The organism is Bacillus sp. FSL R7-0685 (assembly GCF_038002425.1).
GTDB classification, from domain to species: domain Bacteria; phylum Bacillota; class Bacilli; order Bacillales; family Bacillaceae; genus Bacillus; species Bacillus subtilis.
This window is the reverse complement of the sequence record NZ_JBBOCN010000001.1, coordinates 3,232,508-3,255,513: the sequence shown is the minus strand read 5'-3', so window position 1 is coordinate 3,255,513 and position 23,006 is coordinate 3,232,508. Positions and strand designations below refer to the sequence as shown.

Annotated in this window: 24 protein-coding genes and 1 riboswitch; of the genes, 16 read left to right on the top strand and 8 right to left on the bottom strand. The window is 44.9% G+C overall.

The window, feature by feature from the left end; all coding sequences use genetic code 11:
- Window positions 1–2 precede the first annotated feature (2 nt).
- A complete protein-coding gene (locus MKY50_RS17045; RefSeq protein ID WP_341116981.1) occupies window positions 3–881 on the top strand; it encodes an SMP-30/gluconolactonase/LRE family protein in 879 nt (292 codons plus the stop codon).
- A 36-nt stretch (window positions 882–917) separates the two neighbouring features.
- Here MKY50_RS17045 and MKY50_RS17040 read toward each other — a convergent pair whose 3' ends face one another.
- Window positions 918–1,709, bottom strand: coding sequence for an SDR family NAD(P)-dependent oxidoreductase (locus MKY50_RS17040; protein ID WP_015384617.1), 792 nt, complete (start codon window positions 1,707–1,709; stop codon window positions 918–920).
- A 153-nt stretch (window positions 1,710–1,862) separates the two neighbouring features.
- A riboswitch (cobalamin riboswitch) is annotated at window positions 1,863–2,001 on the top strand.
- 105 nt (window positions 2,002–2,106) lie between these two features.
- Here MKY50_RS17040 and MKY50_RS17035 point away from each other — a divergent pair.
- The 11 genes from MKY50_RS17035 (at window position 2,107) to liaR (ending at window position 12,121) form a co-directional block, all read left to right on the top strand.
- Entirely contained in the window at window positions 2,107–3,051 is a 945-nt protein-coding gene (locus MKY50_RS17035) for an ABC transporter substrate-binding protein (protein ID WP_341116980.1), read from the top strand.
- Complete coding sequence (locus MKY50_RS17030) at window positions 3,014–4,075, top strand: FecCD family ABC transporter permease (protein ID WP_046381317.1); 1,062 nt, start codon at window positions 3,014–3,016, stop codon at window positions 4,073–4,075. The genes MKY50_RS17035 and MKY50_RS17030 overlap by 38 nt, the downstream gene beginning before the upstream one ends.
- Window positions 4,075–5,403 carry an ABC transporter ATP-binding protein gene (locus tag MKY50_RS17025; protein ID WP_341117334.1) on the top strand — a complete coding sequence of 443 codons (1,329 nt, stop codon included), beginning with the start codon at window positions 4,075–4,077 and terminating at the stop codon, window positions 5,401–5,403. Before MKY50_RS17030 ends, MKY50_RS17025 begins: the two co-directional genes overlap by 1 nt.
- Before the next feature lie 22 nt (window positions 5,404–5,425).
- Window positions 5,426–6,007 carry a cob(I)yrinic acid a,c-diamide adenosyltransferase gene (locus MKY50_RS17020; RefSeq protein ID WP_003228501.1) on the top strand — a complete coding sequence of 194 codons (582 nt, stop codon included), beginning with the start codon at window positions 5,426–5,428 and terminating at the stop codon, window positions 6,005–6,007.
- A 176-nt stretch (window positions 6,008–6,183) separates the two neighbouring features.
- Window positions 6,184–7,452: an MFS transporter gene (locus MKY50_RS17015; RefSeq protein WP_019712956.1), complete on the top strand. Its 1,269-nt coding sequence runs from the start codon at window positions 6,184–6,186 to the stop codon at window positions 7,450–7,452.
- 160 nt (window positions 7,453–7,612) lie between these two features.
- Window positions 7,613–7,993, top strand: a complete 381-nt coding sequence (gene liaI / locus MKY50_RS17010) for a cell envelope stress-induced membrane anchor protein LiaI (RefSeq protein ID WP_341116979.1) — start codon at window positions 7,613–7,615, stop codon at window positions 7,991–7,993.
- A gap of 26 nt (window positions 7,994–8,019) precedes the next feature.
- Window positions 8,020–8,697 (top strand): stress responsive protein LiaH, encoded by a 678-nt coding sequence (gene liaH, locus MKY50_RS17005; protein ID WP_003228506.1) that lies wholly within the window; start codon window positions 8,020–8,022, stop codon window positions 8,695–8,697.
- A 100-nt stretch (window positions 8,698–8,797) separates the two neighbouring features.
- Window positions 8,798–9,670, top strand: a complete 873-nt coding sequence (liaG, locus tag MKY50_RS17000; RefSeq protein WP_341116978.1) for a LiaG family protein — start codon at window positions 8,798–8,800, stop codon at window positions 9,668–9,670.
- Window positions 9,671–9,703: 33 nt separating this feature from the next.
- Window positions 9,704–10,429: a LiaRS two-component regulatory system accessory protein LiaF gene (gene liaF, locus MKY50_RS16995; RefSeq protein ID WP_003228510.1), complete on the top strand. Its 726-nt coding sequence runs from the start codon at window positions 9,704–9,706 to the stop codon at window positions 10,427–10,429.
- A complete protein-coding gene (gene liaS, locus MKY50_RS16990; RefSeq protein WP_003244464.1) occupies window positions 10,426–11,508 on the top strand; it encodes a two-component system sensor histidine kinase LiaS in 1,083 nt (360 codons plus the stop codon). The genes liaF and liaS overlap by 4 nt, the downstream gene beginning before the upstream one ends.
- Window positions 11,486–12,121 carry a two-component system response regulator LiaR gene (gene liaR, locus MKY50_RS16985; RefSeq protein WP_029318425.1) on the top strand — a complete coding sequence of 212 codons (636 nt, stop codon included), beginning with the start codon at window positions 11,486–11,488 and terminating at the stop codon, window positions 12,119–12,121. Before liaS ends, liaR begins: the two co-directional genes overlap by 23 nt.
- 7 nt (window positions 12,122–12,128) lie before the next feature.
- Here liaR and gerAC read toward each other — a convergent pair whose 3' ends face one another.
- From gerAC to gerAA, 3 genes are read right to left on the bottom strand one after another with little or no spacing between them, the layout of a single operon-like run.
- Window positions 12,129–13,250, bottom strand: coding sequence for a spore germination receptor protein GerAC (gene gerAC, locus MKY50_RS16980; protein WP_341116977.1), 1,122 nt, complete (start codon window positions 13,248–13,250; stop codon window positions 12,129–12,131).
- Window positions 13,247–14,344: a spore germination receptor protein GerAB gene (gene gerAB, locus MKY50_RS16975; RefSeq protein WP_341116976.1), complete on the bottom strand. Its 1,098-nt coding sequence runs from the start codon at window positions 14,342–14,344 to the stop codon at window positions 13,247–13,249. Before gerAB ends, gerAC begins: the two co-directional genes overlap by 4 nt.
- Window positions 14,313–15,761 carry a spore germination receptor protein GerAA gene (gene gerAA / locus MKY50_RS16970; RefSeq protein WP_033884692.1) on the bottom strand — a complete coding sequence of 483 codons (1,449 nt, stop codon included), beginning with the start codon at window positions 15,759–15,761 and terminating at the stop codon, window positions 14,313–14,315. The genes gerAB and gerAA overlap by 32 nt, the downstream gene beginning before the upstream one ends.
- Window positions 15,762–15,878: 117 nt before the next feature.
- On the opposite strand from gerAA, the gene MKY50_RS16965 reads away from it, so the two are divergent.
- Both MKY50_RS16965 and fumC read left to right on the top strand, forming a co-directional pair.
- On the top strand, window positions 15,879–16,064 hold the full coding sequence (locus tag MKY50_RS16965) for a YvzF family protein (RefSeq protein ID WP_003244599.1): 186 nt from the start codon (window positions 15,879–15,881) through the stop codon (window positions 16,062–16,064).
- 66 nt (window positions 16,065–16,130) lie between these two features.
- The gene (gene fumC, locus MKY50_RS16960) at window positions 16,131–17,519 is read left to right on the top strand and encodes a class II fumarate hydratase (protein ID WP_003228523.1); all 1,389 of its coding nucleotides are present in this window, start codon (window positions 16,131–16,133) and stop codon (window positions 17,517–17,519) included.
- Between the two features lie 39 nt (window positions 17,520–17,558).
- Here fumC and MKY50_RS16955 read toward each other — a convergent pair whose 3' ends face one another.
- Complete coding sequence (locus MKY50_RS16955; protein WP_003243192.1) at window positions 17,559–18,434, bottom strand: TetR/AcrR family transcriptional regulator; 876 nt, start codon at window positions 18,432–18,434, stop codon at window positions 17,559–17,561.
- Window positions 18,435–18,601: 167 nt separating this feature from the next.
- On the opposite strand from MKY50_RS16955, the gene spxO reads away from it, so the two are divergent.
- Window positions 18,602–18,766 (top strand): anti-adapter protein SpxO, encoded by a 165-nt coding sequence (gene spxO / locus MKY50_RS16950; RefSeq protein WP_003221681.1) that lies wholly within the window; start codon window positions 18,602–18,604, stop codon window positions 18,764–18,766.
- 27 nt (window positions 18,767–18,793) lie between these two features.
- On the opposite strand, the gene cssS is transcribed toward spxO, so the two are convergent.
- Both cssS and cssR read right to left on the bottom strand, forming a co-directional pair.
- The gene (gene cssS / locus MKY50_RS16945; RefSeq protein WP_003228527.1) at window positions 18,794–20,149 is read right to left on the bottom strand and encodes a secretion stress-responsive two-component system sensor histidine kinase CssS; all 1,356 of its coding nucleotides are present in this window, start codon (window positions 20,147–20,149) and stop codon (window positions 18,794–18,796) included.
- Window positions 20,146–20,823, bottom strand: a complete 678-nt coding sequence (gene cssR, locus MKY50_RS16940) for a secretion stress-responsive two-component system response regulator CssR (RefSeq protein ID WP_003228529.1) — start codon at window positions 20,821–20,823, stop codon at window positions 20,146–20,148. The genes cssS and cssR overlap by 4 nt, the downstream gene beginning before the upstream one ends.
- A 277-nt stretch (window positions 20,824–21,100) precedes the next feature.
- Between cssR and htrB the strand changes: the two genes are divergently transcribed.
- Entirely contained in the window at window positions 21,101–22,477 is a 1,377-nt protein-coding gene (gene htrB, locus MKY50_RS16935; protein ID WP_015251256.1) for a serine protease Do-like protein HtrB, read from the top strand.
- A gap of 42 nt (window positions 22,478–22,519) precedes the next feature.
- On the opposite strand, the gene mrgA is transcribed toward htrB, so the two are convergent.
- Window positions 22,520–22,981 carry a metalloregulation DNA-binding stress protein MgrA gene (gene mrgA / locus MKY50_RS16930; RefSeq protein ID WP_003228537.1) on the bottom strand — a complete coding sequence of 154 codons (462 nt, stop codon included), beginning with the start codon at window positions 22,979–22,981 and terminating at the stop codon, window positions 22,520–22,522.
- Window positions 22,982–23,006: the final 25 nt, after the last annotated feature.

Below are 23,006 nucleotides of genomic sequence, written 5' to 3'. Positions count from 1 at the left end.
ACATGGATGCAGTATTGGAAGCAGACACTCGGGCAGTGATTGGAGAAGGCCCGTTATGGGATGAAGAAAACGGCCGCTTATATTGGGTTGATATCCTGGGGAGCGAGCTCCATATCTTTGACCCTGAAGAAAAAATCAACCGATCAATCAAATTCAAATCCTTTGTGACGGCGCTTGCGAAATATTCAAAGGATGAACTGATTATGACGATGAAGGACGGGTTTTACCTGTATCATCTTCGGGATGACAGCTTGGAAAAAATTAAACAGCCGAAGGACATGCATGAGAGCCTGAGATTTAATGATGCTAAATGTGACCCGTACGGAAGGCTTTGGGCGGGGACGACGAGCATGGAAGGCGAGCAAAAACAGGCGTCGCTGTACCGTTTGAATCTAGACGGCAGTCTTGTCAAAATCAAGGATCAAGTCTCCACCTCAAACGGTTTGGATTGGGACCGCGAGCGGAATTTGATGTATTATATCGATACGCCGACGCAGGAGATTGTGCGTTACAGCTATGATCCTCAAAGCGGAGATGTTTCGAATCCAGAACCTGTCTATCGTTTTGATCAGTCGGACGGATTGCCGGACGGCATGACAATTGACCAAAATGGCATGCTGTGGGTGGCGCTGTTTGGCGGCAGCCACGTTGTTCACATTGACCCGTTTCAGAAAAAAGAAATCAATTCAATCAGCGTGCCGGCTAAATATGTCACGTGCTGCGCGTTCGGCGGCAGAGACTTAAAAACCCTTTACATTACATCGGCAACAGAACAAATGACAGAAAAAGAGAGATACGAGCAGCCTCACGCTGGAGGGTTGTTTTCAGCACAACTGGAAACAGGCGGATATCAGCCGGTACCATTTGCTGGAGACGTATAAAAAAACGCATCCGAAACACGGATGCGTTTTTTTATACTACAGAGAACGGATAATGCCGCCTTCCACACGCTGTGCCGTGCCGTTAATGGCGGATGCGGCGTCAGACGCGAGGAATACGATTGTGTTGGCGACTTCTTCTGCTGTCGCGTATCGCTGAATAAGCGAAGTTGGCTCATTGACCTTGAAATAGTCTTTGATAAATGTATCTGTATCCTGGCCGGCTGCTTGTGCGGCGCCTTCCATATAGGATGCCACGCCCTCTGTCCAAGTAGGTCCCGGGAGCACTGAGTTGACCGTCACATTTGTGCCTTTTGTCATTTCAGCCATTCCTCTTGAAAGGCTGATCAGCGCCGTTTTTGTCATTGAGTATGGAATCATCGTTGGCAGCGGTTTGACGCCTGCTTCACTTGCAATATTTAAAATGCGGCCGCTGTTTTTGGCAAGCATTTTTGGAAGGAAGTGACGGCTTGTCCGAACGGCGCTCATCACGTTCACTTCGAAATATTGATTCCACTCTTCATCTGTCACATCGGCGAAGTCTTTTACCTCGAAGAAACCAAGGTTGTTGACAAGGATATCGATATCACCGATTTCATTTACTTTTTCGATAAAAGCCGCTGCTTCATCTGTTTTTGACAAATCGGCAGCAGCACCGTGCACTGTTCCATAGCCAGAAAGCTCTTCAATCGTGCGATCGACAGTCTCCTGTTTGCGTCCGTTGACAATGACTGCCGCACCCTCTTGCAGAAAGCTTTTTGCGGCGGCTTTCCCGATGCCGGACGTCGAGCCGGTGATTAAGACGAGTTTGTCTTTTAGCTGTAAATCCATAAGAATCATTCCTTTTGATTGATGATGGTATTAAGTATACAAGATCAAATTTAGTGTTTACGAGGATTTTGCTTCCATACACAATATGGGGAAAAGTCATTCAGGACACATATACAAGCCTGTCAGTCATATAGTATAATTACTCCGAAAAACGGATACGAATGTCAAATAGGTGCCGGTCCGTGAACAACAGCCGGCTTAAAAGGGAAACCGGTAAAAGCCGGTGCGGTCCCGCCACTGTAATTGGCAAAGCGCCAAGAGCCAGGATACCTGCCTGTTTGATCAGCACGAATTCTGCGAGGACAGATGATGTGTAAACAATAGGCTTTTTTGTGTTGTTTACAGCATCTTTACCGTCGTAGAGATGCTTTTTTAGTTCGTTTAGGAGGAAAAGATTATGAAAAAACGAGCCGGGATATGGGCTGCGCTTCTGTTGGCTGCTGTTATGCTGGCAGGCTGCGGCAATCCTGCGGATCAGAAGGATTCAAAGACAAAACAAAAAACAGAAGCGTTTCCTGTCACCATTGATGATGCGTCAAACCAAGATGTAACCATCAAAAAAGAGCCAAAAAAGATTGTTTCATTAATGCCGAGCAACACAGAAATTACATACGCACTCGGCCTTGGTGACAAAGTGGTCGGTGTCACCACAAACGATACCTATCCAAAGGAAGTCAAAAAGGTTGAGAAAGTCGGAGATATGAATGTAAACGTTGAAAAAGTCATTTCTCTAAAACCAGATCTCGTTCTGGCCCATGAGTCTTCCATGTCAGCATCAGCAGATGCCATCAAACAGCTGAAGGACGCGGGCATTACAGTGCTGACTGTCAATGATGCACAATCATTCTCCGAGGTGTACAAATCAATCGAAATGATCGGAGAAGCTGGCGGGGCGGAGAAAAAAGCTGATCAGCTCGTGAAACGCATGAAATCAGATCTAAAGGATATTAAAGAAAAAGCGAAAACCATTTCAAAAGACGAGGAGAAAAGCGTATTTATCGAGGTTTCTCCTGATCCTGACATTTATACAACCGGAAAAGATACGTTTATGAATGAAATGCTGAATGTCATCCATGCTAAAAACGCAGCTGCGGATCAGACAGGATGGGTGCAAATGACAGACGAGGCGATCGTAAAACTCAATCCTGATGCAATTGTTACAACGGACGGTGTGAAAGCGAAAGCTGTGGAAAAACGCGATGGCTGGAGCGAAATCAATGCTGTGAAACATCATCGTGTATATGATGTGGACCCTGATCTTGTGACACGTTCCGGTCCCCGTCTGATCGAAGGGGTCGAAGAACTTGCGGAAAGCATTTACCCGGATACGTTTAAGGAATAATCGTTATGCCGCATATATCATTGGTTTCTCATTTTTAGCCGTGAGCATCATCTTAGGAATTTCTTGCGGCAGCCTGCATATTCCTATTCCCGCTGTTTTTCGTGTCTTTTGGCATCAAGGTTTCGGCGGCTCTATCGGTTCTGATGATCCGATGTACACTAATATTATGATGAATATCAGACTGCCGAGAGTTGTGCTGGCCGCCCTTGTGGGGGCGGCTCTTTCTATTGCAGGGGCCGCTTTTCAAGGATTGTTGAAAAATCCACTTGCTGATCCCTATACGCTAGGTGTGTCATCCGGTGCTTCAGTCGGAGCTGTTGTGACTCTGTTCTTAGGTCTGCACCTTCCTGTCATCGGAGAGTTTACACTCCCGGTTGTGAGTGTAGCCGCGGCACTTGCCACGATGGCGGCAGTCCTTTTCTTCAGCCGCCTCGTTCATGCTTCGATGTCTGTTTCCACCCTCATTTTGACCGGTGTCATCACCAACTCTTTTTTGGGCGCATTTATTTCTCTTATCATCGCCTTGACAGGAGACAACCTGCTTCCGATTGTGCATTGGCTGCTTGGCAGCGTCTCAATGAGGGGCTGGAGCTATGTTATTTTGTTTCTCCCGTTTTTTCTTTTGGGAATCACTTTATTGATTATAAACGGAAGGGAACTGAACGTGATGACATATGGAGAAGATAAAGCAAAGCTTCTTGGAGTCAGCGTTCAGCAGAGGAAGATGATGATTTTAATAGCCGGATCTCTTTTGACGGGAAGCGCTGTGGCAGTATCGGGCACGATTGGCTTTGTCGGCCTTGTGATTCCGCATATCACAAGGCTTTTGTGGGGAACCGACCATCGGCATTTACTGCCGCTGTCCGCCTTGCTCGGGGCAGGGTTTCTCGTTTTAGCCGATCTGCTTTCCAGAACCATCATTGAGCCGATTGAACTGCCGATCGGGATCATTACGTCCTTGGCGGGAGCGCCTGTGTTCGCTCTTATTTTAATTCGGCAGCACCGCGGGGGGAGAAGCTTATGATGAAGGCAGAAGGGCTGTCGGGAGGATACGGGGACCGCCGCCTAATCAACAATGTCAGCTTAACAGTGGAGAAAGGAGAATTTCTCGGAATTCTCGGCCCCAATGGAAGCGGAAAAACCACGCTTTTGCACTTGCTGACAGGTACGCTGCCGGCCAAGGAAGGCAGGGTTTATCTGGCCGGAAAACTGCTGGCGGACTATAAACCGAAGGAACTGGCGCAAATCATGGCTGTCCTGCCGCAAAAAACGGATCAAGCCTTCACCTTTACCGTCGAAGAAACTGTAGCCTTTGGCAGATATCCATTCCAAACGGGGCTGTTCAGACAGCAGACTGAAAAGGATGAAGCCATTGTACAGGAAGCAATGGAGCAAACAGGAGTGGCCGATTTTGCGCAAAAGCCGATTCGCGAACTAAGCGGAGGGGAACAGCAGCGGGTGTATTTGGCACAAGCTTTGGCGCAGCAGCCGCGTATTTTATTTTTGGACGAGCCGACTAATTTTCTCGATCTGGCTTATCAAAAAGACCTGCTTGATCTGATCAAACGCCTGACGAGAGAAAGCGGATTGGCAGCTGTCAGTGTTTTTCATGATCTGAACACCGCAAGCCTGTACTGTGATGAGCTCATGTTTATGAAAAACGGTACCGCCGGGCCTAAGCAAAAACCGGAATATGTTGTTACAGAACAAAGCATAAAGGCGGTGTACGATACAGATGTCACCGCCTTGGTACATCAAAGCTCACCTAAACCGATGATTGTGGTTCAGCCTGAAAAAGATAGCGTGAAGCGGCAGTCTATCCCATTTGAAGCATTGCTCCAAGCGGGGCGTGATGACATTCTTCTGCAAACGGAAATCCCGCTTCGAACATTGTCCTCGACGCCTATCGGTGCAGGGTTTTCGTGGAGCAGGACGCTGATCCATAAACGGCTGCCAGATCAGCCAGATCCGATAGAAGGACTTACGGCCTGTCTTTCAGAAAGCGGTTTTCAACTGCAGGAGACGTGTGCGATGGCTTCTTCAGAAAGACTTGACCGTTTCGTGTATCGAACATATGAAGACGGAGAGTTATCCGTTTTTATATGCGTTCAGACCGGCTTTTCGATTTGGATTTTGATTAACGGCTATGCGGCAGATCAATTCTTCATCAAAGCTCTTATGGCTGCCGAAGCAGAACGGACGAAAGTGCTGGGAGACGGAGGAGGCACAGGTGATATTCTCATCGCCGCGACTCAAACTCAGCAATCAGAAAACATAGAACAGCGGCTGAACCAATTGATAAAGAAAGGGACAGCTGAATGTATAAAAGAGGCTGCTGAGTTGTTTGAATAAGTCTGTAAAGGAGATTCAGGGTATGAAACTATATACAAAAACAGGCGATAAGGGACAAACGGGCTTAGTCGGGGGCAGAACGGACAAGGACAGCCTACGCGTCGAAAGCTACGGCACGATTGACGAGCTTAACAGCTTTATCGGGCTTGCTTTGGCAGAGCTTTCCGGGCAGCCCGGCTTTGAAGATCTGACAGCCGAGCTGCTGACCATCCAGCATGAGCTGTTTGACTGCGGAGGCGATCTGGCAATCGTCACAGAAAGAAAAGACTACAAACTAACGGAAGAATCTGTTTCCTTTTTAGAAACGCGCATTGATGCCTATACTGCAGAAGCGCCGGAACTGAAGAAATTTATTCTTCCAGGCGGATCAAAGTGTGCTTCGCTTCTCCATATCGCACGCACCATTACAAGGCGGGCAGAACGAAGAGTGGTGGCGCTGATGAAATCGGAGGAGATTCATGAAACAGTGCTGCGTTATCTCAATCGTCTGTCCGATTATTTCTTTGCCGCCGCCCGGGTTGTAAATGCAAGAAGCGGTATTGGCGATGTAGAATATGAAAGAAGTGCCATTGTGTTTCGGGACCGAAACAGCAGTGAATCATAAAAAGTGAAAACGAAAGCCGGCGTGTTCAAATACATGCCGGCTTTTTTTGTTTTTCACTCTGTCAATTTCCCATTTTACGACAAAAAATGAACCTTATGAATTATTGACTGAAAAATGGAAAAATGAGATATTGTAATAAATAGATGTAAAAAATAGGCAGTGGGGGGCTCTGATGGATGGTGAAATTGATTGAAAGTGATAGCATCTGGAAGAGAAATTTCAATTATCTGTTTTTCTCAAGAATAGTCAAGATATCCGGCGATATGTTCGCATTTAATTCAATATTATGGTTTTTAATTTATGACGGCAAAGGTGCGATCGGCACTGCTTTATTGATTGCTGTCACGTTTTTGCCGGAAGCCGTTCTGGCGCCTGTGACGGGGCCTTTTATGAAACAGACCACGCTGAAATTTTGGATGTACTTTTCAGATCTGACAAGGGCGGCGATTGTTTTGATTATCCCTCTATGTCATTTTGCGGGCTTCTCTCCGCTGTGGTTTGTCATGACGCTTATGATTGTGCATTCAGCTACTGGAGCTGCCTACAATCCCGCCTCTATCGCTTTGATCCCTCAAATCGTCAATGAACAGGGCATTCAAAAAGCAAACGCTGTGCTGCAATCCTCCGCTCAAATTGTACGGCTTGGGGCTGTCACATTATGCGGCGCTTTTCTTACATTTATCAGTCCTTCTTATACCATGCTTATCGCGCTTGTGCTCTATTTGGTGTCAGGTTTTCTCGTTCTTTTTATTAAGTACACTGCGGTTGAATCTCAATCAGAGTCTGCGGTTGTTACACAGAGAGGCACATATATCGGAAGACTGAAACGCGGCTTTAGGCTCGTCAGAAAACACCAGATTTTATATCCGCTCGCCATTTACTGTATCTTTATGAATTTCGCGGCTGCCCCATGGGAAGCGCTCTCTGCCGTATACGTAGCGGAAGATTTAAACGGCCAGCCGATCGTATACTCGCTTTTAAAGGCCACCACCGCCGCGGGCGCGTTTTTATTAGGATTTGTGCTGGCGAAAGTCAAAGTAAACAGGTACGGCCTGCTATTTGTTACTGCCGGCATTATTGAAGGATTTGCTTTCTTTATTACCGGGATGAACACCTTTTTGCCGCTCGTCTTTTTCGCTGCGTTTACCTTTGGCGCCGCAGTCAGTGCTGTTAATGTTCCTGAGTACACGATTATCCAGACGTCTGTGGATAGTGAGGATCAGCCGCAGGTTTACGCCGTTATACATATGATCTCCAATATTTCGATCCCTGCCGGAGCTGTCATTTGCGGGTATGCCGCAAATGCTTTCGGCTCAGGTAAAGTGATCGCTGTCGGCGGGATTGTCGAAATTATTGCGGGTATCGGAATCTTGCTGTTTACAAAACTGGCCAAAGCAGAAAGGTCCGACCTAATTAAAGAAAGGGAAGCAAGTGTTCATCTGTAAAGGGTTTTAAAACGCCATGCCTCGTGCATGGCGTTTTTTTGTGCCGATGGGTCCGGTGCGAGATACGACTCCGGTCTTATATAAAAATCAATCTCTGATTCGTTTTGCATATCTTCCAACTTGTATAAGATGAGACAAGGAAAACGAAAGGAGGATCTGCATGAAGATCAACAAGAAAACAATAGGCGGATTCTTATTAATTGTATTTGGGATCTCTGTCTTTTTTGGAGGAGGAAGCTTTGGCTTTATCATCCCGCTCGCCGTCGGGAGCTTAATGACATACGCAGGAATCAAAAGGTTTGCTGCGGGAAAAACCATCACGGGAATCATCGTGGGCGGTATCGGAGCGATAATGCTCATTTGCTCACTTCCATTTGTCGTCGGAATCGCGCTGGCGGCCGCTATGGTGTATTACGGCTGGAAGCTGATGAAAAACGGATCAGCTGATAACGGTGTATCATCTTTTGATCCTGAACCGGCTTCTGCTGCCTACCAATCTCACTTTGATGACGAATGGGAAGAATTTTTGAAGAAAAAATAATATCAATATATTAGGAGGAATCAGGTATGGTATTAAAAAGAATCAGAGACATGTTTGTTGCGTCAGTTCATGAAGGACTTGATAAAATGGAGAATCCAAAGGTAATGCTGAATCAATATGTACGCGATATGGAAAGCGACATCGCAAAAGCAAAGCAAACAATTGTGAAACAGCACACGATTGCCTATCAATTTAAGAAAAAATATGAAGAAGCCGCTGAAGTGGCTGGCAAACGGAAAAATCAGGCACAGCTTGCATTTGACGCGGGTGAAGAAGAACTGGCGAAAAAGGCGCTGACTGAAATGAAGTATTTAGAAGGGAAGGCGGCCGAGCATAAAGCGTCCTATGAACAGGCAAACAGTCAGCTGGCTGATCTGAAAGAGCAGCTGGCTGCACTTGAAACAAAGCTTCAGGACGTAAAGGATAAAAAACAGGCGCTGATTGCGCGGGCAAATGCGGCGAAAGCTAAAGAGCATATGAATACGACATTTGACAAAATTGACAGTGAAAGCGCGTATCGTGAATTTTTACGTATTGAAAATCGTATTGAAGAAATGGAAATCCGCGCGAATTATTCAAAGTCAGCGGAAGCCGGCACAGAACTTACACGTAAAGAATTCGCAGACGATGTGGAAGCGGAGATTGAAAAAATGCGGACACTCTCACTGCAAAAATCAGACCAGACACAAGCGGCAAATGAATAAGCGGAACGGGGAAGGATTTGCGGTCAAGTCCTTCCCTTCCGCACGTATCAATTCGCAAGCTTTTCCTTTATAATAGAATGAATGAGAAGGATGAAACCGAATGAAAAAAATGCTTGGCAAACTGTTGATCACTGCCGGTATTCTGGTTTTTTTCGCCGTCGTCGTAAAAGATGTGTTTGCTGCAGGCCTGGGTTTCATAAATGGCACAGAAGCCGATTCAGCCAGCGCATCGCCGCGGGACATTGACAGCATGGTCATTGAGTCGGATAGCAAGGATGTCCGGATTATAGCGGAAGAACGAAGTGACATATCGGCAGGCATTTCAGGAGACTCAGGAAAGTTATTTGTTACTGAAAACAATAGAAAACTGGAGCTGACCGTAAAGGAAAAAGAATTTCAATTTTTGAATGGGTTTAACCGTTCAACTCTTATCGTCAGGCTTCCGTATGATTATAAAGGTGATCTGGCAGTACGAACCTCAAGCGGCGACGTGTCTGTAGCCGGGAATGACCATCTTGCGCTTTCCGGGCTGAACGCAGTATCTGCGAGCGGAAATACGAGCGTGACGGACGTCCGCCTTCAAGACCTGAAAGTGAAGGCATCATCGGGGGATGTTTCCATTTCAAATACCGTCTCCAAAACAGCCGGCATTGATTTAGCTTCAGGGGACGCAAATCTGGTTCATGTATCAGGCTCTCTTGATGTGAAAATGACTTCAGGAGATTTTAATGCTGTATTGAAAAAGGTAACCGGTCCCGTATCTGTCACGCTGACAAGCGGTGATGCCAATCTAAGCCTTCCCAAAAACGGCAGCTTTACAGTCAAAGCGAAATCAGCGAGCGGTGACGTCAGTTCGCCGTATTCTTTTGCTGACAAAGCACATAAAGAACAGCATCACATCACAGGCACGCAAGGAAGCGGCCGACATCCAATCGACATCAAAACGGACAGCGGGAATCTAGCGATACGGTAGCACCAGGCAGAAGAAAGGAGGCGGACACCAGGAATGACAAAAAAACAGCTTCTCGGATTGATCATTGCTTTATTCGGCATCAGTATGTTTTTGCAAATTATCGGAATAGGCGATCTGCTGTTTTGGCCGCTCTTTTTTCTGATTGCCGGCTATTTCCTTAAAAAATATTCCCGTGATTGGCTTGGCTCCGTCATGTATATCTTTGCCGCGTTTCTATTTTTGAAAAACCTCTTCAGCATCACCTTTAATTTATTCGGCTATGCGTTTGCCGCATTTCTGATTTACGCCGGCTACAGGCTTGTCAAAGGGAAGCCGATATTCGAACCGAATGAGAAACAGGTCAACCTCAATAAAAAAGAACATCATGATCCGCCAAAAGATGTAAAACATCCCGACATGCGCAGCTTTTTTATCGGAGAGCTGCAAATGATGAAGCAGCCGTTTGACCTGAATGATTTAAATGTCTCTGGTTTTATCGGTGATATCAAAATCGATTTGTCTAAAGCAATGATTCCCGAGGGAGAAAGTACAATCGTCATTAGCGGAGTCATTGGAAATGTTGATATTTATGTACCATCGGACCTTGAAGTGGCTGTCAGCTCGGCTGTTTTTATAGGGGATATCAATCTGATCGGCTCGAAGAAAAGCGGATTAAGCACGAAGGTATATGCCGCGTCAACCGATTTCAGCGAGTCGAAGCGCCGGGTCAAAGTGTCCGTTTCTTTATTTATCGGTGATGTGGATGTGAAGTACGTATGAGAAAAAAAATGCTTGCCAGCCTCCAATGGCGCGCCATCCGCATGACAACGGGAATCAGCCTGCTCCTTTTTGTTTGCCTGATTTCCTTTATGATGTTTTACTATCGGCTCGATCCGCTTGTTTTGCTGTCATCTAGCTGGTTCGGAATTCCGTTTATCCTGATTTTGCTTCTGATCAGCGTGACCGTCGGTTTCGCCTCAGGGTATATGTACGGCAACCGGTTGAAGACAAGGATTGATACATTAATTGAATCCATTTTAACCTTTGAAAACGGCAATTTCGCTTATCGGATACCGCCGCTCGGTGATGATGAAATCGGCCTGGCTGCTGATCAGCTGAACGAAATGGCGAAGCGCGTGGAACTTCAAGTCGCATCCCTCCAGAAACTTTCCAATGAACGTGCGGAATGGCAGGCTCAAATGAAGAAGTCGGTTATCTCAGAAGAACGCCAGCGATTGGCCAGAGATCTTCATGATGCGGTCAGCCAGCAGCTCTTTGCAATATCGATGATGACATCAGCCGTGCTGGAACATGTCAAGGATGCTGATGACAAAACAGTCAAGCGGATCAGGATGGTAGAGCATATGGCAGGCGAAGCCCAAAATGAGATGAGGGCGCTGCTGCTCCATTTACGGCCTGTTACCCTTGAAGGAAAAGGGCTGAAGGAGGGCCTTACGGAGCTTTTGGACGAGTTCCGAAAAAAGCAGCCGATTGATATTGAGTGGGATATACAGGACACAGCGATATCCAAGGGTGTTGAAGACCACTTGTTCAGAATCGTGCAGGAGGCCCTTTCAAACGTATTTAGACATTCAAAAGCGTCAAAAGTAACCGTGATTCTGGGCATAAAGAACAGCCAGCTCCGTCTGAAGGTGATTGATAATGGAAAAGGCTTCAAAATGGACCAGGTGAAAGCATCCTCATACGGATTGAATTCTATGAAAGAACGTGCAAGTGAAATCGGCGGGGTCGCCGAAGTGATTTCAGTAGAAGGAAAAGGCACCCAAATCGAAGTGAAGGTCCCGATTTTCCCGGAAGAAAAAGGAGAGAACGAACGTGATTCGAGTATTATTGATTGATGATCATGAAATGGTCAGAATGGGGCTCGCGGCTTTTTTGGAGGCGCAGCCCGATATTGAAGTCATCGGCGAAGCATCGGACGGCAGCGAAGGTGTTCGGCTTGCTGTGGAACTGTCGCCTGATGTCATTTTAATGGACCTTGTCATGGAGGGCATGGATGGCATTCAAGCTACAAAGCAAATTTGCCGGGAGCTTTCTGACCCGAAAATTATTGTGCTCACTAGCTTCATTGATGATGACAAAGTGTACCCGGTTATTGAAGCTGGCGCGCTCAGCTATCTGTTGAAAACCTCAAAAGCGGCAGAAATCGCCGATGCCATCCGCGCCGCAAGCAAGGGAGAGCCGAAGCTGGAGTCAAAAGTGGCGGGAAAAGTATTATCCAGGCTGCGCCACTCAGGTGAAAACGCGCTCCCTCATGAATCGCTTACGAAACGGGAGCTCGAAATACTCTGCCTGATCGCAGAAGGAAAGACAAACAAAGAAATAGGCGAGGAACTGTTTATTACGATTAAAACAGTCAAAACACATATTACGAATATTTTATCAAAGCTGGATGTCAGTGACCGGACGCAGGCGGCGGTGTACGCACACCGAAATCATCTCGTGAATTAGGCGGCTGTTATTTGTTTGCGCCTTTCGTTCCGAAGTCTCTGACAATCACATTGACCCGGTAGTCTATTTCCGCATTGCTGAAATAATCATCATCCCATTTTCTTGAGATCTTTTTCCACTTTTGAGGATAATGAATTCTGACTTGGTTTCCCAATCCGGTCACATCCGCTTTGATCTCTTTCTGCAGTTTCTCTGTAATAAATGTCGTTACTGTTTTGTGTACTTGTTTTTCGACTGTCTTTTCAATGCTTTTAATATATGAATCCTTAAACGAATCTTCACTAGGATTCCAGTCCTCAGATAGACGACCTTCAATATTGCGGGTAACGGTGAATTTGAACTTTCCGTCCTTGTATGCCGTCTTGATCTTCCGATTGCTCGAATATACTTCATAAGAAAAGAGATGGCCATCGCGCTTCAAGTCAATGACGCCTCCTTCGACAGTGCCTGAAAATAAGTTGATATTTTGAATCTCAATCGGGGTGAGATCCCGGTGCCATAATTTGTTTTTGATGATAGAGGCTCCGTTTATCGCGAGCTTGCCGTTTTCTTTACCGACATGAGGGATGAGGAATGAATCGTCAGAGGTTAAGTGTTCTGAGATCTCCCCCAATGTAACTGGCTCCATCATTCTGATCGTCACCTTATTCTTCTCTGTCAGATCATATATCACGTTGGATGCGGGTTCGCCTTCATCATTCATTTTAAATATATCCTTAGTTCGGCCGTTGGTGATAAAGACGTAGGAACTCCTCCTTGTTCCGTTGTCTCTGACAAACTGGTTAATGATCGCGTCCATTCCAATTTGATCCGCAATCACGCTTTTGGAAAGCAGAATGAGACGCAAATGCTGTGAAAACGTAGGATTATGCTTTAATGCAGAGGTTCTCATCATTTGATGGACAGTTTCACCCTTTGTGATAGAAAGCTGTGTCGGGTCAGACGAAGAGCCCTCCTTGGCGCTGATTTTTTTCGGCACGAGAATTTGCTGTGTCAGCTCTAAATTTTCATCGTCAGGCTTGTCTAGCCCTACTCCGATCACTAAGCTTAATTCCTCGATATTCTCACTGTCCCAGCATCCGGACAGCAATAGGGTGCATATACACATACATAAAATCCGGATTTTCATTTTGCTGTAATCCTCCTCTTGAGAGCTACAATGAAAAAGAGAATGAAGGGAAGCAGAAACAGGCAGACGAAAATATAGCCGAGATAATCGCTGTACATCATGACTTGATTGGCGTCATCCGGCCAGAGAGAAAAATAAAAGACCGTTATGCCGATAATCACCATGCTTGTTTTAGTCGATAACCCAAACGTCTTCTTTAGCCCGTTAGCGGCAAAATATCCGTAAATGACAAAAGTCGTGAAAAACTGGATAATCCAGACGACCAGTAAAAAGGATTCAAACCGTTCAATGAATATGCCTTTAAGCTCAAAGGACTGAAAGAGAGAAATGGTCGGCCAAATCAGCGTTTTCACCTCGGGAGCGGTCAAAGCTCCGACAACGAGAATATACGTCAAGATATATAAAATAATCGGAATCAAAAATCCTATAGATGCATACCTGAACGTGTATTTCTTTTTCTTCATATGTTCAGGGAGAAACAGCATTACTTCCATTCCTAAAAAAGAGATGGAAACGACGGTAAGGGAGTTTGCAATGGGTCCAAGGCCTTCGCCTAAAACAGGACGCAAATTATTGATATCAAAAATTTTAAAACTGATCCCGAACACAATCAGCAAAATAATAATGGTTACCGTTAAATAAAAGGGAAACAGCCGCGACACATCACTTAAGCCCCCAACGATTAAATAAATACCGCAGCAAATAAACGTTAAAATAATGACTTGAATTGGGGTTCTCTCCAACAGGAAAAACTTCACCATTTCAGCCATTGCCCGGGTCTCGAAGCTGGCTACGCCGAGGAAATAGCCGCAGATCAAAAGGCCGATGATGCTGCCGATCCATTTCCCAAGCCCTTCCTTCAAATATTCAAAGAGTGAAGGGTATTGATGTTTTTTCTGAATGAGCGTGTTTAAATAAATGAAGAAAATAAAAATGAAACCTTCTAATATCAGCGTGATCCAGCCGTCAGGCGTATTAGCCTTAGTGGTCAGCGCTCGCGGCAATGTTAAAAGTCCGGCCCCAAGCATTGTATTTGCAACAATAGAAATACCTTGAAAGGTATTAAGTTTCAGTGGAGTCTGTTTTTGGCTCATTTGGATTATTCGCCTCTTTTGGTTTGTTTTTAATTGGGAGACGGATAATGGAGTCATCCGTATTTTTCAGGCTAAAGAATCCGTTTGGCGAAAAATACGGAGACCCAAAGCTCGTTTGTCTCGTTAAGTGCGTATAAACGACAAGCATAAATAAAATAATGCCGTACAGCCCTAAAATAGCGGCGGAAAACATCGAAATAAAACGCAGCACCCGGAAAGACAGACCCATTCCGTATTGAGGAACGGTAAAGGATGCCAGGGCAATGACACTGACGACAATGACCATAATCGAACTGACGAGATTCGCTTCTACAGCAGCCTGTCCGATGACTACGCCCCCAACGAGGCCGATCGTCTGTCCGAGCGGATTGGGGAGTCGCAGTCCGGCTTCCCTTAGCAGCTCGATGGTGACTTCCATCAGCAGGGCTTCAAATATCGGAGGGAACGGCACGTTTTCCCTGTTCGCCGAAATCGTGACGGCGAGTGCGGTCGGCAGCAGCCCCTGATGGAAGGAAACGAGTGCAATATAAATCGATGACAAAAACAAGGTGATGAAGATAGACGCAAAGCGCAGCGACCGGATAAGAGATGCTGAAATCCAGCGTTCATAGTAGTCATCCGGGGATTGCATCAGGATGCCGAGAGAAACCGGCACCAGCAGCACAAATGGTGAACTGTCGACCAAAATTGCCACACGGCCGTTAAACAGGGCTGAAGATACTTTGTCAGGTCTTTCCGTATTTTGAATCTGCGGAAATGGTGAATATTTATTATCTTCAATGAGCTCCTCGAGCGTTCCGCTGTCCTGGATATCTTCCAGCTGGATATTTTTAAGCCGCGCCTTCACTTCTTTTATGACGGACTTTTTTGCTTTGCCTTCAATGTACATAATGGCTGCAGGCTTCAGCTTGTTTTCGCCGATCATGATTTTTTTGGTGATCAATTTCGGATGAGAGGTTCTTTGTCTGATCAGAGCGAGATTTGTATCAATATCCTCTACAAACGCTACTTTTGGGCCCCGAACCACTTTTTCAGTTGTCGGCTCTGTCAGGCTTCTTGTTTTTTTCTTTCCTGTGGTCAGAATATAGGCTTTATCCAATCCGTTGATAAACACAGCACAATTGCCGTTGAGAATCGATTCAATCGTTTTTTTTGCAGTTTCAACAGGTCTTGCGTCAAGCTGGTCAAGGCGTTTTTTGACCTGGTCAAGCGTTAAGGTCTCCTCATCTTTAATCAAAGTTTTAATGGCTTCTGACACCTTATTCTCATCAGTCATTTCACTGAAATAGAGATAGTAAAAAACCAGTCCGTTCGCAAGCATTTTTTTGTTTTTCACCAGATCATCGTTTTCTTTTAATTTTGGCAGCACCAATGCTAAATTATCGTGTATATATTCCTTAAACTCTGTTTGTTCCAATGAGGTCACCTCTTATCCAAAACCTTAGTAGAGGTTATCTTTTCCTGTTAAAAAAATGATATACTGTGTTAGAGTATTTCATGGAGTAAGTTTTTTTATGAAAGCGGAGGATACGAAGTGGCACAGGTAAGGCTAGCTGGAAAACAAGAAGAAATTGAACAGCTCATTAGATCATTTGAACAGCATTATGATGTCTCTTATACATCAAAGGAGTACGGAAGGACGAATCCAAAATACAAATATTCAAAGGATTCCCGCGTATATCTTGAATTAAAATTAAAATCTGCCAAGATCGAAAAATAAAAAGGATTTTTTGTGTCATTGGCGAATTATGATCTATTGAAGCAACCGTTATGGAGGGATACATAAATGGAATACAGAATTGAACGAGACACCATGGGAGAAGTAAAAGTTCCTGCTGATAAATTTTGGGGCGCCCAAACACAGCGAAGCAAGGAGAACTTTAAGATCGGTTCTGAAAAAATGCCGATGCGTGTTGTGAAGGCGTTTGCAATTTTAAAACGAAGCACTGCTCTAGCTAATAAACGCCTCGGCAATCTGGACGCTGAAAAAGCAGAAGCGATTGCAGCGGTTTGTGATGATGTGCTCAAAGGCAAGTACGATGACAACTTCCCGCTTGTCGTATGGCAGACCGGAAGCGGCACACAAAGCAATATGAACATGAACGAAGTGGTAGCCAACCGTGCGACTGCTTTATTAAAAGAGAAGAACTCTGATCAAACGATTCATCCAAATGATGACGTGAACCGAAGCCAAAGCTCAAACGACACATTCCCGACTGCGATGCATGTTGCCGCTGTTTTGGCTGTTTACGAGCAGCTTGTGCCGGCGCTTGATCAGCTTCGCAATACACTGGATGAAAAAGCAAAAGCATACAATGATATTGTCAAAATCGGACGCACGCATCTTCAGGATGCTACGCCACTGACCCTCGGACAGGAAATCAGCGGATGGGTTCACATGCTGGACCGTTCGAAGGAAATGATTTTGGAAGCGACAGATAAAATGCGTGCGCTTGCAATTGGTGGAACGGCTGTCGGAACGGGTATCAACGCTCACCCAGAGTTTGGAGAGCTTGTCTCAGAAGAGATCACTAAGCTGACCGGCCAAACGTTCAGCAGCTCGCCGAATAAATTCCACGCGCTGACAAGCCATGACGAAATCACTTATGCGCATGGCGCATTAAAAGCGCTTGCGGCTGACTTAATGAAAATCGCGAACGATGTCAGATGGCTCGCAAGCGGACCTCGCTGCGGCATCGGGGAGATCGTCATTCCTGAAAATGAGCCGGGAAGCTCCATTATGCCTGGTAAAGTCAACCCGACACAAAGCGAAGCGTTAACAATGATCGCAGCGCAAATCATGGGGAACGATGCGACAATCGGCTTTGCGGCGAGTCAGGGGAACTTTGAACTGAACGTGTTTAAGCCTGTTATTATTTACAACTTCCTGCAATCTGTGCAGCTGCTCAGTGACGGCATGAATTCATTCCATGATAAATGTGCTGTCGGTATTGAGCCTAATAAAGAAACCATTCAGGAAAACCTGTCAAATTCATTAATGCTTGTTACGGCGCTGAACCCGCATATCGGTTATGAAAACGCGGCGAAAATCGCCAAGCTTGCCCATAAAGAGGGATTGACGCTCAAAGAAGCAGCTTTGAAGCTTGAATTGCTGACAGAGGAGCAATTTAACGAAATGGTTAAGCCGGAAGACATGGTAAAACCAAAGGCGTAATAGAAAGAAAGAACGGCTGCTTTTTAAGCAGCCGTTCTTCTAAATATGTTGCTGTTTTAATAAATATTTAAGCTGCTCCGCATCTTTGGCGAGAGCTTCAGACTCCGTCAGATTATGAATCATTCCTTTTATGATCGCCAGCTTCGGTGTTTTTTTCTTCATTTCTGCTTCAAGTATGTCCAAGCTCTCCGATAATTCAAGAGAGGAGTTTGTGTTTAAGCTGTTAATTTTGTCACGTAGGCTTTTCACAATCGATTCAGTCAGCGGGTCAGGCCGTCCGTGCGTAAGAGGCCCGAATAAAGAGCTCGCCTCTTCCAATGTGATGAAAGGCTTATCGTTTCGTTCAGACATGCCTTTTACCATATCATCAATTCGATTCATAATGATATCAGCTAATTGAGACGGCTTCACAGTGTACCCGAGCAAAATCATGCATTCCAGGTAAATCTGGCTGATGCCCTCTATTAAAAAACAAAGCTCAGCAGTGTAGGGTTCCGCTTTTTTTCCATAGATGTTCAGCAGGCTGTCGATATGAAATTGAAGTGAGGACTGGCGGATTTTTTTTGCGCATTGCTCCACTTCTTCTGTGTAAGGCAGAGAACCCTCCTTCAACTGCATGCTGATAAAATCTTTGTGTTCAAGAATGTTTTCATAGAGGACGGTCAGCTGTTTACGGTAAGCCGTTCTGGGGCTGTCGCCCTTCGTTTTAATATTTAAAATTCGGGTAAACGTTTTATCATAATAGTAGTTCAGCATAGAGAGAAGAAGCGCTTCTTTCGAAGGAAAATAAATATAAAAAGCGCCTTTAGATATTTTGCATTCTTTTGCGATTTCCTGGACTGATGTTGAATTGTATCCTTTTTGGGCAAATAGTTTTAAGGCTGTTTCAATAATCAGTTTTTCTTTTTCCTTCAATGGTTCCACCCTTTCGGAGCCCGGAGGCCTGCTAGGATATGACCATATAGTCACACCGTCTGTTATAAAATTAACCTTATTGTAACTTGTTTTTTTATCATGTATTATTTATATTATAAATTGAGATGACCGAATGGTCAAAGCTCAAGCGAAAGGGTGAATCTAGAATGAGAGAATTGGACGAAATGATCAGCCGCTTGCGAAACAGAGGAATCAAAGTGGAGAAAGTCAAATATCCGAAGCAGACCTTGTCAGAGAAAAAATGGGTTCATCAATGCAAACAGCCGCTCAAAACAAATTACAGAGATTTTAACGGCTATTCTTTCACATAAAAAAATAGACTGCAAAACATCTACAGTCTATTTTGGCACTGCTATGCGGTATGTTACACCCGTTTTGTCATTTTCAATTGAGATAGATGCCTTATGAAGAGTTAAAATTCGTTTTACGATGCTTAGACCAATGCCGAATTCGCCTTTCTTCCCTTTATTAAAAGGCTCATAGAGGCTGGAGAGCATCTCATCTTCAATATGCGGACCGTCATTTTTAATGGTGATCACGATATTTCGATCATCTTGTTTCATGCTGATTTCTATTTTTGTCTCAGCATAGCGGATTTGATTTTCCAGAATGTTTTCGAGGAGTTTGTTCCATTGCTCCGGATCGCCCGGCATCAAAATATCCTCTTCTACATCAATTTCCCACGATAGTTCTTTCCGCGCCCACTTCAATCGTTCGATGACTTCTTCTGTCACTTCCACAATACTGAACATGTCGTGCTGCACTTTTTGCTTCGCTAAATAATCCAGCTTCGTTAAATATAATAAATCCTTTATTTTTTTCTCCAGCTTAAGGGCTTCGCATTCAATAACATCTACAGTGTTTTCAAGGTCTCCTTTAGGAAAAATCCCGTCTTTAATTGATTGTGTATAGCCTCTGATGACCATGACCGGCGTTTTTAAATCATGAGAGATATTTTGCAATAGAGTTCTTTCAGTTTCATCCTTTTGCACAAGCTTTTGGCGCATCTCTTCGATGGTATGGCCCAATTTGCCGATTTCATCTTTCCGATCCACTTTTACTGGGTCATCCCAATCCTGTTCAGAAATCCGTTTGACGTGTTTTTCAAATGATACAAGAGGCCTTGATAAATACTTTGCAAGCCAAATAGCCGGAATCCAGCTTAATAAAATGACGACAGCTATAATAAACAGAAGCTGTTTGAACAAGGTATAGGCCAAATCGTCCCGATAAGAATCAAGCGCGTAAGAGAGCATCATCGCTGATTGTCCATTGACGGAAAGTCCCTTTTTAATGACAAAAAACACTTTCTCTCCATTGACGTCGGCGCTGTAACGTTTCTTTTTAGCTTCCTGCTTATCAGCCAGCTTGTACACCTTGTGGATAAATGAAGATGACAGAATGCTTAAATCCTTGTCTGAAGAAGCCTCTTCATTTTCAGGAAGGAGCACGTGCTGTACGGAGCGGACAGTTGTCGGCGCCGTCGCTTCCTCGCTGTAATAGCGCCTTTCAATCGAACCTGGCAGGCGGTACTCTGTCAGAACATGCTGCTCATTTTCAATCGTCGTATACGTTTCATTAGTGAAAAAATCTCGCAGCGTGTTTGAAAATAACACAAGCAGTAAAATCGATATCGCTAACAGGATGCCGGATATGACAACCCATATCTGAAACGCGAGCGGCTTGTTTTTCATGATGACATCATCCTGTAGCCGAAACCGTAAATCGTCTCCACCTTCAATTCAGGCATCTTTCTGCGCAGTCTCCGGACGAGATCATCAACTACCCGGTCTGTTCCGAAGTAGTCATGTCCCCACACTTTTAGGAGGATATCCTCACGAGAGTATGGATGCCCTTTATGATGGATAAATAATAGCAGCAGATCAAATTCCTTTGACGTCAAATTGATGATATTCCCGTTTTCGTCATAGACCTCGCGGGCGTCTTCAGCGACCCGATACGAGGAGACGGCAATTTCATTTTTTTGGACAGGAGGAGCTTCCTTATATACGAGCTGCAGCAGCTTTTGCACACGGATAATCAGCTCCCGCGGCAGAAACGGCTTTGAAATGTAGTCATTGCTGCCAAGCTCTAAGCCAAGCACTCTGTCAATATCCGCATCTCGGGCGGAAATAAAAATGACCGGCACGTCAGGATCTTTCGCCTTGATTTCTTTTATTAATGTATAGCCATCGGTATCCGGCAGCATGATATCGAGAATCCATAGGTGGGGAGACGGTGTCATTTTCTTTCTGGCGTCTTCACCTTTCGTAAAAGATGTAATGTTCCAGCCCTCATTCTCTAAATACTTCGTCAGCAGTTCATTCAGGTTATCCTCATCTTCAACTAGATAAATGGTGTATGACAAGGCTCTTCACATCCTTTCAACGTCATTATAAACTAGTTTTAACATACGGCAGGCAATTTTCATAATTTCACATATTCTTTTCATTTTTATCCCACAATGTTTGTTTATGATATGGTTAAGGGAAGAAAGGAAGAGAAAAAGAGCGAGGAAGATGTAGGATGATCAAACATATTCTATTTTGGTGCTTTGCTTTTCTCCTCATTATTGGGACAATTGAACTTGTACATGCGATGAATATGTAACGATAAATGAATAACCGTTAAAGGAGTGTAAGAACATGGATTATCGACGTGATGGCCAAAACGATCAACATCAAACTGAACCTTCACATACAGAACAGCAGAATACAGAAAACCAGAAGCTGATTGGACATTCTGAACAAGAATTGCTTGACGCGCCTGTGTCGTATGAAGCGGGACGGCAGGAAACGGCTTCTGCTTTAGAAATGGAAAAGCAAGAAACGGCTGTGAAAAAAGAAAAGAAACGGAGAGCCGCATGGCTGAGCCCGATTTTAGGCGGTATTATCGGCGGGGGCCTCATGCTTGGCATCGCGCCTTATCTGCCGTCAGACCAAAATCAGGCGACCGAGACCGCTTCCGCAAATAAACAGGTGCAGTCTGATAATTTTACAACGGCGCCGATAACGAACGCATCAAACATCGCTGATATGGTAGAGGATTTAGAGCCTACGATTGTCGGAATCTCAAATATCCAAACCTCTCAAAATAACACATTCGGCACAGGAGGAGGCTCCAGCTCAGAAAGTGAAAGCGGAACCGGGTCAGGTGTTATTTTCAAAAAAGACAGCAATAAAGCGTATATCATTACAAACAACCATGTCGTTGAAGGCGCGAACAAGCTGACTGTTACGCTATACAACGGAGAAACGGAAACTGCCAAGCTTGTCGGCAGCGATACCATTACTGATTTGGCAGTTTTGGAAATCAGCAGCAAGAACGTCAAAAAAGTGGCGAGCTTTGGTGATTCTTCACAGCTGCGCACTGGCGAAAAGGTAATCGCTATCGGTAACCCGCTCGGACAGCAGTTTTCCGGTACGGTGACACAAGGCATCATTAGCGGATTGAACCGGACAATTGATGTGGATACAACACAAGGGACGGTGGAAATGAACGTGCTGCAAACTGATGCAGCGATCAATCCGGGGAACAGCGGAGGCCCATTAATCAATGCAAGCGGCCAGGTCATCGGCATCAACAGTTTGAAGGTGAGCGAAAGCGGCGTGGAATCACTTGGATTTGCGATCCCAAGCAATGATGTCGAGCCGATTGTTGACCAGCTGCTGCAAAACGGGAAGGTGGACCGTCCGTTTTTAGGCGTGCAGATGATTGACATGTCACAAGTTCCTGAAACCTATCAGGAAAATACGCTCGGTCTGTTTGGAGATCAATTGGGCAAAGGTGTTTATGTAAAAGAAGTTCAAGCAAATTCGCCGGCAGAAAAAGCAGGTATTAAATCTGAGGATGTCATTGTCAAACTAAACGGTAAAGACGTGGAAAGCAGTGCGGATATCCGTCAGATCCTTTACAAAGACTTAAAAGTCGGAGATAAAACAACAATCCAAGTGCTGCGAAAGGGAAAAACGAAAACGTTGAACGCAACACTGACCAAGCAGACAGAAAGCAGTTCAAGCTAAGAAAAAAACAAAAAGCTGAACCCAAATAGGGTTCAGCTTTTTTTATCCTAAATAAGAGGAAAGCATCCACACTTGTTTTTCAACTTCTTCAATTAATCCGACAAACAAGTCCGCTGTCGCATTGTCTTGATTTTCTTCAGCCAGGCCGATCACGAATTTAGATTCGCTGCTGATTTGTTTGTAGTCGTTTACCAATGCTTGTACCATTTCTGATGCTGATGTTTCGTTTCCGCCGTCTGTGATAGATGCATGCTCAGTGTATTCTTTCACTGTGGCAACAGGCTGTCCGCCAATCGCCAGCAGGCGCTCAGCGATGGTATCCACTGTTTCAGCCGCATGGTCATAAAGTTCTTCAAATTTCTCGTGCAATGTAAAGAAATGAGGCCCTTTCACATACCAATGGAAACGGTGGAGCTTAGAGTATAAAAGAAACCAGTTTGATAATTGTGTGTTCAGTGAATTCTCAACTAATGTTTGATTTGTTTTTGCGTTTTCAGTTTTCATAAGATAACGTCCTCCTTGTGATCTG